Here is a 15,515-nt window from a genome sequence, read left to right as displayed (position 1 = left end):
CTGTTGCAACGTCGGCACTAGAACGTCCTGTTCGTCGGAGGTCATAAGCCAGTCCGCCAAGAAGGTTAAAGACCAAACCTTCTCGTCGGCCTGTCTTATGCTTGTCGCCCCTGTGCACGGCGCTTCCACTTTTCTATCAAAGCGCTTAAACTTTTTATTTACCGGAGGGGTAATATGCAAAGCAAGATGCCGTTTGCATTGTCCAAAAACGATTCTTTTTTTGATAAATTAAACGAGTGGATTGGTGATGTTTTCTACGATATATTGCCGGAATCAGGATTTGAGTTAAGGGACGAACAAATTTTTATGGCCTTTCAACTTGAAAAGGCATTTAAAGAAAAGAGAGTTATTTTTGCGGAGGCAGGGGTAGGCACAGGAAAAACCATCGTCTATTTACTTTATTGCATTGCTTATGCAAGATACATAAATAAGCCTGCGATCATTGCTTGTGCGGATGAAACATTAATTGAACAGCTTGTTAAGAAGGAAGGCGATATTGCCAAGCTTGAGAAGGCTTTAAATTTAAACATTGATGTGCGTCTGGCTAAGTCGAGAGATCAATATTTATGTTTAAAAAAGCTTGATCAACACATTGCAAGTGAGGATATGGATGTTTATAATGCGCTTTATGATCAGCTTCCTGAATTTGTTCATTCTGGCTCGTCCATGCAAAACTTCGAAAAATACGGTGATCGTAAGGAATATCCAGAATTAACAGATGAGATGTGGGGAAAAATTGCGTGGGATCCATTTCAAGATTGCTTTACATGTGAAAAGCGCCATCGTTGTGGACAAACACTAAATCGAGATTATTACCGCAGTGCAAAGGATATCATTATTTGTTCTCATGATTTTTATATGGAGCATATTTGGACAAAGGAATCTAGGAAGCGTGAAGGTCAGCTGCCTCTATTGCCAGAAAGTTCAGGTGTTGTTTTTGACGAAGGCCATTTATTAGAGTTCGCTTCCCAAAAAGCATTAACATATCGATTTACAGAGCAAATACTTGAATCTCTTTTAACGAGGCTAATGGCTAATGATGTTAGGGAAAAGACTTTATATATTATAGAAAAAACGATTGTCCAGAATGAGCAATTTTTTTATGCACTTGAGCATGCATCTTCCTCAGCCGAAATTTCAGAAAAGAGAACAGTTCAAAAATCTGAAAATGTGATAAAGGAAGGAAAAAAACTCCTTGAGCTTATTAGCACTCTTGAGGAAGAACTAGTATTTGAAAGTGAAATGTATGTTATCAACGAGTATGATTTGAAAATTGTTGAAGAATATTTAGAGCAAATTTATTATTCTTTATCGTTATTTTTAAAAGAATTAAAAGGCATTACATGGTTTGAAGAGAATAATGGAGAAAGAACATTAGTCATTATGCCAAGGATGGTTGAAGATATTATGAGGGAAGAGGTTTTCTCCCAAAAGAAACCGTTTATCTTCTCCTCTGCGACATTATCTGAGAATAATTCATTTGATTATATGGCTAAAAGCCTTGGTATTGATCAATATTTATCTTTTTCTGTTTCTTCTCCATTTGATTATGAGGAAAATATGATCATTACTATGCCAGAATTTCCGAGTAAAGCGGAAAAAGAGAAAATGCATTATGTTCAAGGACAACTGGAAAAGACTAAAGGCAGGGCATTAGTATTATTTACGAATCATGCTGATCTTGCTCGCTTTAAGAAACAAATATACGGAAAAATGAATTTCCCAATTTATTTTGAGGGAGATGCTGAGATCAGTACTTTAGTTTCTGATTTTCAAAACGATGAACAGTCTGTTCTTTGTTCGGTTCATCTATGGGAAGGGCTCGATGTTCCTGGAAGATCCCTTGAGAATGTTTTTATTTACTCGCTTCCATTTCCTCCTCATGACCCGGTCTTTACCGCTAAACGTGAAGGAGCAAATGAGCCATTTAAAGAGGTTGATTTACCCTATATGATCCTGCGGTTAAGACAAGGTATTGGGAGATTAATTAGAACACATGAAGATAAAGGGATTGTTCATATCCTAATGGATCAAAATGAAAAACAAGAAGTAGTTGAATTAGTAAAAAGTGTCTTGCCGACGATTCCGCAGAATGTGGTGTCTTAATTGGCAAATAAGACTATTCATAGCCTTAAAAGTTAAAATCCGCAGAAATCTTTATTCTGCGGATTTTTCTTTTTCCTCTGCACATTCAAAGCATACTATTTTCATATCCTCTGTATGAATACCATTAAAAAAACCATCCATACAATATAGAATTTTTCCACAGGAAGTGCAATGACCTATCAGATCTCGCATCTATTTATCACTCCATGCTTTCTTTGACTTGGCTTTTGCTTCGAAAATAAACAAACATCCAAAGCGTATTGATAAATAATATGCATGACGCGATTATATAGCCAGCTCCAAAAGATACTGCCAATAGACCTGTAAGTGATGAACCGACAACTACTCCGAGTGAGAAAAAGGCATAGAACAGTCCGAATGCTTTTCCTCTTGTTTCAGGGTCAGTATGATTAGCAAGCATTGCTGAAATTGATGGAAACAATAAAGCGAACCCTGCGCCATATAATATCATACAGAAAAACAATAATGACAGCGAGGAGGACATACTTAATAATATAAGCGCGGCTCCAATTGTTGACATTCCAATCATCATGACAGAATGATTTTGATAAGTATCGAAAACTTTATTAGTTGGCAAAGCGAATATTAAAATCGCTGTTATTCCGAAAGTGCTTAGGAGAACCCCACTATATTGACTCCCAAATTCTAGTGTTTCAACCTGTAATGGAAGCATGTATGCTAGTACACCTTGGGCAAACATTAACGAGAAAGCGCCTATAAAGCTAGTAGCAATCATGGGTGTTTTTATTATGGTTACAAGAGTTTTTAATGGCGGCTCAATTTTCCTTGATATTGGAGTAGAGCCACTAGGAATAATAAAAAATGATAGTACAGCAATAATAAGCATGATAAGAGCAATTATAATGAATACCCAATTAACTCCATATTTTGCTGCAACAATTCCTCCAAATGCCGGTCCAATAATTGCAGAAATGCCAACTGCAACTCCTGAAATAGCCATAGATTTTCCTTGTTTTCCCTCTTCACCTTTATTTGCAATGACGGTAAAAGCGGCAGGAACTAGAAATCCACTAAATAGACCATGTAGGAATCTTACAAACATCAATTGCTCTGGACTAGAAACAATTGTATAAAGAAGCAAACTGCCACCGGTTAGGAAAAAACCAAATAATAATACTTTTTTTGCTCCTTGTTTGTCTATCCAATATCCAGCTAATATATTACCGAACATATTGGTAAAGGAATACATACCTACTGTTAAGCCAATTATAGCAGGTGTTGCTCCTAAACTTTTGGCAAATGGACTCATGATCGGTAATTGGGAAAACATGTCAAAAAATGAAATCAAAACGATAAATAATATAAATTGTTTCATAGTATCTCTTCCTATGTCTTAGAGTTTAACTTTCTTGTCTTACTAAAGAAGTTGATCAAGGCAATATATCATTTCTAATTATAACTTCTTTTCTATTAGAAAACGAATATAGGAATTGAACTTACTGTGACTGGAATTATTTTGGTTTGATTGCTCCTTTTTTTTCAGAAAAATATGATAAAATAGAAAGCGTATTTGAATATGAGGGGGGAATCATAATGAGTGATCAAATAAATAATGTTGAAAAAGAATTTTTGGAATATGTAAAAAAAATGGAGTCATATAACGAAGCTATCTCATTAATTTATTGGGATTTGCGTACTGGCGCACCAAAGCAAGGAATTGAGCAGCGTTCTGAAGTCATTGGTATGCTTTCTTCCGATGTTTTTAAAATGTCTACGTCAAATGAGATGGCAGAATACATAGAACAATTAACTGGCAGAATAGATGAATTATCAGAAAAGACAAGGAAGACACTGGAAGAATGTAAAAAGGAATATGACCGTAATAAAAAAATTCCAGCAGAAGAATATAAAGAATTTGTTATTCTACAATCAAAGGCTGAAAGTATTTGGGAAGAGGCGAAGGAGAAAGCAGATTTTTCATTGTTCCGCCCATATTTAGAAAGACTTATTGATACAACAAAACGCTTTATTGGCTATTGGGGATATGAAGGGAATAAATATAATACTTTGCTTGACATGTATGAGCCGGGAATTACTGTTGAGGTATTAGATCGGGTATTTGGCGAGCTAGTGAAGAAAATTGTTCCGCTTCTACAACAAATCTCAGAATCTGCCAATAAACCGGAAACTAGCTTCTTGTTTGAACACTTCCCTAAGAATAAACAGCGTGATTTTAGTCTAGCCATTCTTGAGCAGATGGGCTATAACTTTAATGCAGGAAGATTAGATGAGACTGTACATCCTTTTGCCATAGGACTTAACCCTGGTGATGTTCGTGTAACAACAAAATATGATGAAGCCGACTTCCGTACAGCTGTATTTGGTACGATCCATGAAGGAGGTCATGCACTATACGAGCAAAATATTTCTCAAGATTTAATCGGTACTCCTCTTTGCGACGGAACATCAATGGGAATCCATGAATCACAATCACTTTTCTATGAAAACTTTGTCGGGCGCAATCAATCCTTCTGGAAGAAGAATTATGATTTACTGAAGGAATATGCTTCAGGACAATTTGATGAAATCAGTCTCGAAGATTTTTATCGTGCAATCAATGAATCTATGCCTTCTCTCATCCGAATTGAAGCTGATGAATTAACATATCCATTACATATTATCATCCGTTATGAAATTGAAAAAGGATTATTTAATGATGAAATCGAGGTTAAAGATCTTCCTCAAGTCTGGAACGATAAATATGAAAAATATTTAGGAGTAAAGCCTGAAAATGATGCACAAGGAGTGCTTCAGGATGTGCACTGGTCTGGAGGAAGCTTCGGCTATTTCCCTTCTTACGCACTAGGCTACATGTATGCAGCACAACTGAAAAATGCGATGCAAAAAGACTTGCCACATTATGAACAGTTGCTGGAGGAAGGGAATTTATTACCGATTAAAGAATGGTTTACAGAGAATGTACACAAATATGGTAAGCTGAAGAAGCCGCTAGATATTCTAAATGATGTGACAGGTGAGGGATTGAATGCCGAATACTTAATAAAATATCTATATGATAAGTACATCAATGTATATAAACTACAATAAGACATGATGATGAGTAGGGGATGAGCAAGCGTCATTCTCTTTCTTTAAGGAGAGAATTTTATGAAAAAGCTGCTGCCTTATTTCATGATTGCTGCAGGAGCCAGTCTTTGGGGAATTATTGCTTTCTTCGTTAAAGGGTTAGCTGATTATGGATTTACTTCAATGGAAATTGTAGCTATTAGAGTCATTTATGCGGCAATATTTTTATTATTAATTGGCATTATCCATTATCGTAAACAAATGAAACTAATTCGTTTTACAGATATTCGATTTTTTATTGGAACAGGCATATTCAGCGTCGTATTTTTTAATTTCTGTTATTTCACAACGATAAGTCAAATGAATATATCAATTGCAGTTATTCTACTTTATACTGCTCCAGCATTTGTGACAATTTTGTCTTTCATTTTCTTAAAAGAAAACCTTAATATGAACAAGATTATTGCAGTTATAGGGACAATTATCGGATGTATATTAATTGCTGGTGTCTCTGCAGGTGATAGCAAGCTTACGTTCATTGGGGTCATAACGGGTTTAGGCTCTGGACTCGGCTACGCATTATATACAATTTTCAGCAAATTTGCCTTGAAGAAATATCAGCCATTTACCATTACAATGTATACCTTTATCGTAGCTGCAATTTTCTTATTGCCAATTACACAGCTTTGGCAAAAGGTTGATCTTCTCTTAAATGTGAACGTGTTATTATATAGTATTGGTCTAGGATTTATCCCAACAGTATTAGCTTATTTTATTTACACATGGGGTCTTGAAAAGACGGAGGGGAGTAAAGCAGCGGTAATTGCTACAGTGGAACCTGTTATTGCAACTCTTTTAGGGGTAATGCTATACGGGGAGAGGCTGGGTCTTATACAAATTGCTGGTGCTATATTAATTCTCTGTTCAGTCATAATCGTTAATGTTTCTTTTCAGAAAAAGAATGTTAGCTCTGTCAGTCAAAAATTATCATAAAAATTAAGTGCCTGTTCCATATAAGCAAATCCTTCTGAAAACTAGAAAAGGCTGTCTCTGAGCCGAATAATCGACTTATGAGACAGCCCTTTTAATTACCAGAATTTAAAGCCCTTCGCTCCTGGTGGCGCATTTTGAATTAAATCTATTAACGGTAGTGTGTAAGCAAATAAGATTAGGCATGCAGTAATTCCAATCCATAATTTCCAGTTATCGAATACCATTGGAGTCTTTTCGGCTTGGTCTGCAACTTCTCCGACAGGGAATTCTTGATCTCCTTTAGGTGCAAAGAAGGCAAGATTTACGAAAATATAAAGCATTAAGATAATGGATAAGAATAGGATTGTTCCGCCAACTGCTTGTGCGATTTGATACGGTACCCATTCAGCAGCTTGTGCCGCACCACCATAATCAGAGAAAGATGAACGACGTGGTGCACCGAGTAACCCAGCAGCATGCATTGCGCCTGACATGAATGTCATTCCTATTGCCCAAGTTATTCCTTGAATTAGGGCTAATTTATTCATCTTCTTAGTAAAAGTTCTTCCGGTTAAATGCGGAATGAGCCAGTAGGCAACTCCGAAAAATGTTAATAAAACGGCAGTAGCGACAGTTAAATGGAAGTGTCCTGTAACCCAAATTGTATTGTGAACTACTTGGTTCATTTGGTGTGAAGCGTTAACGAGACCACCGGCACCACCAGGAATGAATGCTAACATACCGATAAATGGAACGGTAAAGCGAGCATCTCCCCAAGGAAGCTTTTTAAACCAACCAAAAAGTCCTTTTGCCCCTTTTGAACGGCCATAGCTTTCAAATGTAGCAAATAAAGAGAAAGCGGTCATCAGGGAAGGGATAACAACTAAGAAAGTTAAGACAACTTGTAAGAATTTCCACGCTGGGTCAATTCCTGGTTCTAACAATTGATGGTGGAAACCAACTGGTATTGAGAAGAGCAGTAGTAAAATAAATGACATACGTGCTAAAGAATCTGAGAACATCTTTCCACCAATAACTTTTGGTATGACTACATACCATGCCATATATGCTGGCATTAACCAGAAGTATACAAGTGGATGGCCGAAATACCAGAATAATGCTCGGCTGACACCGACGTTTACTGTATCAACAATACCAAGAGACCAAGGTAACAATTGGAATAAAACCGTTGTAGCTACACCAAGTGTTGCAACGTCCCACATGATTAAAGTAATCACTGTCATAAAAGTAAGCAACGGGCTTGGTTGGCCAGGATTTGCTTTTTTCCATTGACCATATTTCATATAAATAGCTGCACTATCAAACCATGTTCCGACAATAACCAATGTTAATCCTAGGTAGAAAAGAAAATGAGCTTGTAGTGGTGCATAGAATGTGAAAAGTACAGTAGCTTCGTTTAGAAGAATCATCACAGCAGCCATAGCAGTACCAATCGTCTTAAACCAAAAACCGATCCAACCGAGAGTACGCTGACGAGTTGTAAATGTACCTGCTGTTTTACTTACAGAAGAAACCATAAAGCCAATAATAAAGAAAGTAGTTAGTACAAGTCCTAAAATAACACCGTGAACCGTTAAAATTTGATAATAACCGATTCCAGCAGGTAATTCCAATTTTCCAGAACGAACTAAAACTTGCAATAATCCTGCAAGGCCGCCAATTGCTAAAGCAATGAATGCGACATAAAAATGTGCCATTGCAAGTTTTCCATCACGGCGGTCAACTTTTGTATTTGCTAGCTGGTTTAGCATTATTCAACCACCTCAATTTTCGAAGTCATCATATGGTGACCAACCCCGCAATATTCATTACAAAGGACTAAAAATTCACCAGTTTTGTTAAAAGTATAGACAAGTTCACTTATGTAGCCAGGCTCTAGCATCATGTTAACGTTTGTGCCTGCTACTTCAAATCCATGGATAACATCCTTTGTTGTCGCAATAACTTTTACTTTCGCCCCTTTTGGAATTTGAACTTCTCCAGGAGTATAATTGAAGGCAGAAGCAACAAAAACTAATTCATATTCCCATTCCTTGCCTTCTACTTTTTTAAGACCTGGTTCATTAAAAGGAGCTTGTGTATCTACCTTTTCAGGATCTATAGTTGCCAAACAACTTGGCGGCTGATTTCCGAGATAGAAAGCGCTAACCCCTAGTACGGTTAGAAATACAAGCAGCGATCCTATACCGAAGATAAGCCAAATTTTTTCAAACTTATGCAAATGCATGGCTTTTTCCCCTCTCTTCAATTAAGAACGATCTAAAAATAATGAGTAAACGCTAACCCACGTAACTATTAGGATAAACCCTAACAAGAAAACGGAAGCTAACGTCCCTTTTAAAGAAGAACTATCCTCTACTTCAATTTCAGTTTCAGTTTCTGTATTTCTATTGAGTTCCGTTTTCGCCATTTTCTCTCACTCCTTTTTGGAAATTTGGAAAAAGTAAATGATTACATTTTCATAATACTAAACTATCTAGGAGAATCTAGATGGTTTTAGTGTGTTCACAAATTGTTCATTCATAACTTTTACACTATGTTAATAGTGTAAAGTTGGTATTTCAGTGATATATATCACGAACGAAGGGGTGTAATTGTGAAGATATTGTGAAGACGAAATTATTGATGAGAGTATATGTGAGCATAGTGGAATAGTACTTAAGATGTATGTTTTTTTTGCTAAATATTCTCGGGATAATTCATTTTCTTAGGGCTTTGTTAAAGCTCAGTGTTGATAATGCTATTTAGTTGTTGATTGGAGCGGAAGGCGCGAGACTCCTGCGGGAGAAGCGAGTCAAATGAAGACCCCACAGGAGCGCTCTTCGACGAGGAGGCATCCGGACCGCCCGCGATCGCTAAGTGCCTGCAGCGGAAATCAACAGGGAAGTTTAACAAAGCCTTTCTTAAAAATAGAAAACATAGCCATTCAAAGAAATAATGCATCGATCTAATTTGTTATATTGATTTCCTAAAAAATGATGATATAATACTTTTATCGCAAAATAATAAAATACTAATAAAGTTTCACTCATATAATCGCAGGAATATGGCTTGCAAGTTTCTACCGGGTTACCGTAAATGACCTGACTATGAGTAAGTAATGATCGGGATACTTAGTTGTATTTCCTTATTATTGTCATCTTTTTACGATAAAGCTTGATGGTCATTGCTTCACTCATTTTCATGAAGTGAAGATAATGATCCATCAAGCTTTTTTGCTTTAATAGCTTGAAATCAACATCAGAAGGAGGATAAAAATGGAGTTACTTATTAATAAAATTAAAGAGGATGGAATTGTTTTATCAGACTCTGTTTTAAAAGTTGATTCTTTTTTAAATCATCAAATTGACCCTCAACTAATGTACGAGATTGGCAGAGAATTTGCTAGCCGTTTCCAAAGTGAAGGGATTACGAAAATATTAACTATAGAATCTTCTGGAATTGCCCCATCAGTTATGGCAGGTTTACAACTTCAGGTTCCAGTTATTTTTGCAAGAAAACGCAAGTCATTGACTCTTATAAATGAACTTTATTCTTCAACGGTCTACTCCTTTACGAAGCAAGAATCGAATGAAATTTCTATTGCGAAAAAGTATTTAAACGAGAATGATAGAGTTCTTATCATAGATGATTTCCTTGCAAATGGTCAGGCTGCAATAGGATTAGCTGATATTGCAAAGCATGCAAAGGCAGAAATTGCAGGGATTGGCATAGTAATTGAAAAAGGTTTTCAAGATGGGGGTAAAATTCTTCGAGAACAGGGCTATCGTGTTGAATCATTAGCTAGAATTGGTTCACTAGAAAACGGAATCGTTACCTTTATTACAGATAATGTAGGGGAGACAGTGAAATGAATCAACAACGACTAAAAATAGCTTCATTAGGTATTCAACACGTATTAGCCATGTATGCTGGGGCTGTCATCGTGCCATTAATAATTGGAGGAGCACTTGGATTAACAGGGGAACAGCTTACCTACTTAGTATCCATAGATATTTTGACAAGCGGTGTGGCTACAATCCTTCAAGTTTGGAGAAACAAGTATTTTGGAATAGGTCTTCCTATTGTATTAGGATGTACATTTACAGCTGTAGGTCCCATCATTGCTATAGGAAATCAATATGGGATATCAGCTATTTACGGAGCTATTTTAGTATCAGGTGTTTTTGTAGTAATAATAGGTAAATATTTTGGGAAACTCGTGAGATTTTTTCCGCCAGTTGTTACAGGATCGGTGGTAACGATTATCGGGATTACACTTGTCCCGGTGGCAATGAATAATATGGCAGGAGGTCAAGGAAGTCCTGATTTTGGCGCTTTATCCAATATTGCTCTTGCATTTGGTACTCTACTATTCATAATTCTCCTATTCAGGTTTTCTAAAGGATTCATTCGTTCTATTTCGATTCTAATCGGTTTAGTTGCAGGAACTATTGCAGCTTCATTTATGGGAAAAGTTGATTTTACGGCTGTAGGGGAAGCTTCATGGTTTCATATGGCAAAACCGTTTTATTTTGGACTGCCAACCTTTGAAATAACACCTATAATCACAATGATTCTTGTTGCATTAGTAAGCTTAGTTGAGTCTTCTGGTGTTTATTTTGCACTAGGTGACATTTGTGGTAAGAAAATTGAAGAAAAAGATTTGGTAAATGGCTATCGTGCTGAAGGGCTAGCAAGCATTATCGGCGGTATTTTCAACTCATTTCCTTATACAACCTATTCGCAAAATGTTGGCTTAATTCAAATTTCTGGAGTTAAATCGAACAATGTCATTTATACAGCAGCTGCTATGCTTATTTTGCTTGGTTTCGTTCCAAAAATTGGTGCTATTACAACCATCATTCCTGCACCAGTTTTAGGAGGAGCGATGGTTGCCATGTTCGGTATGGTTGTTGCTTCAGGAATAAAAATGCTGAGCAAAGTTGAATTTGCATCTCAGGAAAATTTATTGATTATTGCCTGTTCTGTAGGAATGGGACTTGGCGTTTCTGTTGTACCAGGGTTATTTGCTCAACTGCCTGTTAGCATTCGAATTTTGACTGAAAATGGAATAGTAGCAGGGAGCTTAACAGCAATTTTATTAAATATTCTATTTAATGAAATAAAGTTCAAACAGAAGCATCCTGTAAAAATAAAAGAATCAAAGGTATTATAGAATGGAAAAATAAGTGAATTTCCACTTAGAATACCCCACATATTTTAGGTGAAAATATGTCGATATGTCATCACCAATTGCTTATCTAATAATAATTTGATAAGCAATTGGTGGTGACGTTTTTTGTTATGAAACGTAAACGAATAACACTGAGAGATACAGTTAAATAGTCAAAATGAAATTGAATACAATTTATCATTTAAAAATGGCATACGAATACTTTCAGTCTGCCAAAAAATCGGAGGGATTAAGAGAAAAAACTCTCATTGGCTAAGACGACATTATAGATTTTTTTGTAGTTAGTTAGAGAAAAGCAATAATGATATTTCAAATGTAAATGATATAACTGCAAAAATAATTCGAGATTACATTAATTACATGAAAGAGGAACACTTTAAACTACTCGTTTTTTAGATTTCATAAAATATAAATAGATGGAAGAAAGTAACACTAAAATACCGTTTATTATATAAAGACCAGTAAAAACGACAGTCAATATACCCGCACCCCAACCACTTTCATCAAAGAATAAGACAAAAAATAATGTGCCAAAGAAAATAAGTGGTGTTAAGAGGAGAAAAATAACCCCTGACCATATTCTTCTTTTAATATCTTTCTGAGAAAACTTGAATACATAAAAGTTGATTAAACTAAACGCAATAATTTCAAACAGAATTGTTAATGACAGTCCAACTGCATCAGACATATCCAATCTCCTCTCATCTTTAAGATATTATATCCGTTTATCTACTATACCTATAAAATTCTTAAAAAGGCAATCTCAAATAAGAGGGGCTTTGACAATCTATTTAAGTAAAAAGAAAATTGGAGATTCTTCTCCACTATCGAAAGTTAGTTTAACATCATTATCAATTTCAACATGTCCTTCAATTTATCCTTCAGCAGAAGCACAGTTATATAATTCACTAGACAACTCATTTGGAATGACCACTGATTTTATATCATAAGTCTTTCCTTCATTGCTAACGAAATTAAAGTTCATATCAGATAACCAATAAAAATCATCATCAGTTTCAGAGTTTTTTACAGTTCCTTTAACCTTTACAAGTATGTACTCATATCCATCATCTGCAGGTGGAATCCACTATAACCTGATAGTACCCCTAATAGTAGACAGAAAAAGAAAACATTAATCTGTCTGCTATTAGGGGATTTTTTATGGGTAAAAATAGAGAAACCTATGATATAAAATTCAAAGGTAGCATATTTTTTAAGAAGGGTATAGTAACAAAAAAATAAGCTGGTAAAGAATTGGGGATATTTACTCGTTGTTGTGAATGCTGTTAAACAATTTGAAGCTGAGGGAATAAACATGTTTGAAGAGGAGTGTGGGGAGGCTTAAGGTCATTTTAAAGGAAGTCCCAGAAAACTTTGGGAGCATTCCGAAATTTTAATAAAGAGATTAAAAGCAGAGAAACGAATTAATATTATTTATCAAATTAATATTTTTAAAATAACGATTTTCCATGTAATCACACATTTAAAACGAAAAAATATAATACGGAAACAGAGTTACAGGAAGTGAGTATCATATGGAAAAATATTATTGCGATTATTGCAGACTTTTATATAACCACGAAGTATTGTGCAAGGGGTGCGGTAAATTAGTAAAGAAAAAAATTTTTATTGAAGTTCAAAAACAAAAGAATGAAAATGATTTTTCATCAAAGGAGTAATTTTTGAGAAAATAAAAAACGGTACGATTCGTACCGTTGATTAATTTAATTCCACCATTAAAACAATCATTAAACTCCCAACATTTTGAATAGTGATTGGCAGTCTGAAGGCCTTTGTAAACCCATATACCTTTGTTTGGCCGACTAAAACCGTTGGAGGTGTTATATCCATCTCAATGCCTCTTTGTGAGGCATGCGTAGAAATGCTGCCTGCAATCATATTGCCAAGCTCTCCTGCAAAGGATTCAAGCATCTCATCCTCAAGGACTATTCCAAACATGGCTTCCCCAATTTTTCCGAAAATCTTTTCATCGCCGTCAATGATAATACTGCCCCTTGCATCTCCTGTCAATCCTATTAATACACCAATAGAATGTTGGGTGAAAGGTTGATTAAATAATGCAGGTTTTTCTACTGTAATCTCCAATGGTAAGACTGATTTAACCGCATCAATAGTCCCGTTTAAAATATCTGTCACACTTTTTGTTATTGTCACCCGGCATTCTTCCAACTTATTGACTAGGACTATTTTAACATCAATATCAAATCCAAACGTATAAATTTTTGAATAAAAAACAAAAAAATTAATTGGAAAAGATTTGGTGATGTATCCTTTTTAAAAAAAATCTATAATTAAATTGCACAACGACTCCTTCAAAACACTTGCTTCCTCATTAGGGGAAGTTTTTTTATTTCCTGATTTTAACAACATAATGAATATTATGCAATTTGTGGGAAAAAATATCGTTAAGTGTTAAGAAGGAGAGAACGCAATGTCATCAATCGTATCAATTGCAGAAGCAGTTCCCAGACATATTCTTAAGCAAGATGAGGTCATGGATTTTGCAAGAGATTTATTTTCTGATTCCTTTCATAATATTGAAAGATTATTACAGGTTTTTCATAATGGCCAAATTGAAAAAAGGCATTTTGTTAAAGACATGGAATGGTTTAAAACTGATAAAACTTTCTCAGAAAAAAATAAAGCGTATATTGATTGTGCCACTGATCTAGGGGTTGAAGCAATTGAAAACTGCCTAAAGAGCGATGTCTTTCTTAAAAGTGAAGTTCCATATAATGAAATTGAAGCGATTTTTTTTATTTCAAGCTCAGGGCTTGCGACGCCAAGCATTGAAGCAAGAATAATGAATAGGCTTCCATTTTCACAAAATACAAAGAGAATTCCAATATGGGGATTAGGCTGCGCTGGAGGCGCAGCCGGCTTGTCACGTGCATTTGAATACTGTCTTGCATTTCCACTAGCTAAAGTATTAGTACTATCGATTGAATTATGCAGCCTAACCTTTCAAAGAAATGATCGGTCAAAAAGCAACTTAATAGGAACTTCACTTTTTGCTGATGGGGTAGCGTGTGCACTTGTCGCCGGGAAACAGGTTGATAGGGGAACATTTCAGAAGCTTGAATCGGTACCAAAAATTATAAGAACTCATTCAACCTTATTACCAAATTCCTTAGATGTTATGGGATGGGAGATAAGGGATGATGGGCTTTTTGTAATCTTCTCTAAGGACATTCCATCAATTATCGAGAGCTGGTTAAAGCCGAATGTAAATGATTTTTTACTTCAAAAGAAGATGGATTTAGGTGATATTCATCATTTTATTGCACATCCTGGAGGAAAAAAAGTGATTGATGCATATGTTGATTCATTAAAGATTGATCCACAAATGACTAAAATCTCTCTGGAAGTTTTGAAGCAATACGGTAATATGTCATCAGCAACTATTTTATATGTCCTAAAAAGATTTATGGAATTAGGTAAGACGAAGGAATACGGACTTGCCACAGCATTAGGTCCAGGCTTTAGCTCTGAAATGCTATTGCTAAGATGGGAGAATTAGAAAATGATTTTTTTTATGTTTATCACGGTTATCATTTTCCAGCGTGTTTTCGAATTGCTAATAGCCAAAAGAAATGAACGTCAAATGAAGCGACGGGGAGCTTTGGAGTTTGGGCAGTCACATTATAAATTTATTGTCTTTGTACATAGTATGTTTTTTGTATCTTTTATTATAGAAGTCATTTGTTTTAATAAGGAGTTATCCTCAAGCTGGGCAGTCCTTCTAATCTTATTCCTATTCACTCAAGCAGGGAGAATATGGGCACTATTTTCACTCGGGTCGTATTGGAATACGAAAATAATTGTTTTGCCTTACGCAGATATTGTGAAAAAAGGACCATACCGTTTCATGAAGCATCCTAATTATACCATAGTTGCAATCGAATTTATTATCATCCCATTCATGTTTCAGGCATACTTGACGGCCGTTCTTTTTACAATTTTAAATGCTATCATATTATTCATTCGTATTCCTGCGGAGGAGAAGGCTTTAAAAGAATTAACGAAATATGAAGAAGCTTTTTCGAATATGCATAGTATTTCGAAGAATTATAAAAAAGTGTGACAAATAAATTAACCCTATTGAAAATGATTATCGGCAATGCTAAAATTCTAATTGAATATGAAAATT

The 15,515-nt window shown here is 35.5% G+C and carries 13 protein-coding genes and 1 riboswitch; of the genes, 7 read left to right on the top strand and 6 right to left on the bottom strand.

Annotated elements, in window-relative coordinates; translation table 11 throughout:
* Positions 1 to 174 precede the first annotated feature (174 nt).
* Positions 175 to 2,106: an ATP-dependent DNA helicase gene (locus KHA94_RS12380; protein WP_213102453.1), complete on the top strand. Its 1,932-nt coding sequence runs from the start codon at positions 175 to 177 to the stop codon at positions 2,104 to 2,106.
* Between the two features lie 199 nt (positions 2,107 to 2,305).
* On the opposite strand, the gene KHA94_RS12375 is transcribed toward KHA94_RS12380, so the two are convergent.
* The gene (locus tag KHA94_RS12375; protein WP_213102452.1) at positions 2,306 to 3,463 is read right to left on the bottom strand and encodes an MFS transporter; all 1,158 of its coding nucleotides are present in this window, start codon (positions 3,461 to 3,463) and stop codon (positions 2,306 to 2,308) included.
* A gap of 218 nt (positions 3,464 to 3,681) precedes the next feature.
* Here KHA94_RS12375 and KHA94_RS12370 point away from each other — a divergent pair, with 218 nt between their 5' ends.
* Both KHA94_RS12370 and KHA94_RS12365 read left to right on the top strand, forming a co-directional pair.
* Complete coding sequence (locus KHA94_RS12370) at positions 3,682 to 5,196, top strand: carboxypeptidase M32 (RefSeq protein ID WP_213102451.1); 1,515 nt, start codon at positions 3,682 to 3,684, stop codon at positions 5,194 to 5,196.
* 60 nt (positions 5,197 to 5,256) lie between these two features.
* On the top strand, positions 5,257 to 6,168 hold the full coding sequence (locus tag KHA94_RS12365; RefSeq protein WP_213102450.1) for a DMT family transporter: 912 nt from the start codon (positions 5,257 to 5,259) through the stop codon (positions 6,166 to 6,168).
* Positions 6,169 to 6,263: 95 nt separating this feature from the next.
* Here KHA94_RS12365 and KHA94_RS12360 read toward each other — a convergent pair whose 3' ends face one another.
* From KHA94_RS12360 to KHA94_RS12350, 3 genes are read right to left on the bottom strand one after another with little or no spacing between them, the layout of a single operon-like run.
* A complete protein-coding gene (locus KHA94_RS12360; RefSeq protein WP_213102449.1) occupies positions 6,264 to 7,919 on the bottom strand; it encodes a b(o/a)3-type cytochrome-c oxidase subunit 1 in 1,656 nt (551 codons plus the stop codon).
* Positions 7,919 to 8,395 (bottom strand): cytochrome c oxidase subunit II, encoded by a 477-nt coding sequence (locus KHA94_RS12355; protein ID WP_213102448.1) that lies wholly within the window; start codon positions 8,393 to 8,395, stop codon positions 7,919 to 7,921. The genes KHA94_RS12360 and KHA94_RS12355 overlap by 1 nt, the downstream gene beginning before the upstream one ends.
* Before the next feature lie 21 nt (positions 8,396 to 8,416).
* On the bottom strand, positions 8,417 to 8,578 hold the full coding sequence (locus tag KHA94_RS12350) for a cytochrome c oxidase subunit 2A (RefSeq protein WP_213102447.1): 162 nt from the start codon (positions 8,576 to 8,578) through the stop codon (positions 8,417 to 8,419).
* Between the two features lie 598 nt (positions 8,579 to 9,176).
* A riboswitch (purine riboswitch) is annotated at positions 9,177 to 9,278 on the top strand.
* A gap of 147 nt (positions 9,279 to 9,425) precedes the next feature.
* Here KHA94_RS12350 and KHA94_RS12345 point away from each other — a divergent pair.
* Both KHA94_RS12345 and KHA94_RS12340 read left to right on the top strand, forming a co-directional pair.
* Complete coding sequence (locus KHA94_RS12345) at positions 9,426 to 10,022, top strand: xanthine phosphoribosyltransferase (RefSeq protein ID WP_213102446.1); 597 nt, start codon at positions 9,426 to 9,428, stop codon at positions 10,020 to 10,022.
* Complete coding sequence (locus KHA94_RS12340) at positions 10,019 to 11,326, top strand: nucleobase:cation symporter-2 family protein (RefSeq protein ID WP_213102445.1); 1,308 nt, start codon at positions 10,019 to 10,021, stop codon at positions 11,324 to 11,326. The genes KHA94_RS12345 and KHA94_RS12340 overlap by 4 nt, the downstream gene beginning before the upstream one ends.
* A 394-nt stretch (positions 11,327 to 11,720) precedes the next feature.
* On the opposite strand, the gene KHA94_RS12335 is transcribed toward KHA94_RS12340, so the two are convergent.
* Both KHA94_RS12335 and KHA94_RS12330 read right to left on the bottom strand, forming a co-directional pair.
* On the bottom strand, positions 11,721 to 12,032 hold the full coding sequence (locus KHA94_RS12335) for a hypothetical protein (RefSeq protein WP_213102444.1): 312 nt from the start codon (positions 12,030 to 12,032) through the stop codon (positions 11,721 to 11,723).
* 1,031 nt (positions 12,033 to 13,063) lie between these two features.
* On the bottom strand, positions 13,064 to 13,519 hold the full coding sequence (locus KHA94_RS12330) for a chemotaxis protein CheX (RefSeq protein WP_213102443.1): 456 nt from the start codon (positions 13,517 to 13,519) through the stop codon (positions 13,064 to 13,066).
* Positions 13,520 to 13,796: 277 nt separating this feature from the next.
* Between KHA94_RS12330 and KHA94_RS12325 the strand changes: the two genes are divergently transcribed.
* Positions 13,797 to 14,885 carry a type III polyketide synthase gene (locus KHA94_RS12325; RefSeq protein ID WP_213102442.1) on the top strand — a complete coding sequence of 363 codons (1,089 nt, stop codon included), beginning with the start codon at positions 13,797 to 13,799 and terminating at the stop codon, positions 14,883 to 14,885.
* Positions 14,886 to 14,888: 3 nt separating this feature from the next.
* Positions 14,889 to 15,449, top strand: coding sequence for an isoprenylcysteine carboxyl methyltransferase family protein (locus KHA94_RS12320; RefSeq protein WP_249365486.1), 561 nt, complete (start codon positions 14,889 to 14,891; stop codon positions 15,447 to 15,449).
* The last annotated feature ends 66 nt before the right edge of the window (positions 15,450 to 15,515 follow it).

Origin of the sequence: Cytobacillus citreus (assembly GCF_018343665.1) — a bacterium.
GTDB classification, from domain to species: Bacteria; Bacillota; Bacilli; order Bacillales; family Cytobacillaceae; genus Cytobacillus; species Cytobacillus citreus.
The sequence above is the reverse complement of the archived record's forward strand: the minus strand, read 5'-3'. Positions and strand labels throughout refer to the sequence as shown.